We start from the raw sequence: 367 nt of genomic DNA, 5'->3' as shown, positions 1-367 counted from the left end.
CCGGCTGCGTTGGTCACATTGTTGCAGTATTCCAGATTGTAGCGGCTCTGGCAGGCAATCAGGGCTTCGCTGAAGCTGCGGGGCTTCAGGGCAGGCAGGTTGTTTTCGGCGCAGTAAATCTGATATGCCTCATATAGCTCTTTGGAGCTGGCGGACAGATCGGCTTTCAGGCGAACATACCCGTCAGAATCCAGAAAATCATAGACATTGTTGTTGTCCCGTTTGACTGCTTCCCGGTTGTCTTTGGTGCGCTGGCTCTCGGTGAACTTGAAGTTGTTTGCGGCCAGCCGCTGCAATCCCTCAAAAGCCCACAGCAGAATACCCTCCACCTCGGCTTTCATCTTCTCGGCAAGGTCAGGATCATCCA

At 53.7% G+C, this 367-nt stretch carries 1 protein-coding gene; it reads right to left on the bottom strand.

The window, feature by feature from the left end:
• Nucleotides 1-367: primase-like DNA-binding domain-containing protein (locus tag H7U37_RS16595; RefSeq protein WP_243414357.1), on the bottom strand; the 367-nt coding region annotated here is incomplete at both ends.

Source organism: Pseudoflavonifractor phocaeensis, from assembly GCF_016901735.1.
GTDB lineage: Bacteria > Bacillota > Clostridia > Oscillospirales > Oscillospiraceae > Pseudoflavonifractor_A.
Note: the sequence above shows the minus strand (reverse complement) of the source record. Positions and strands in the feature narration are given on the sequence as shown.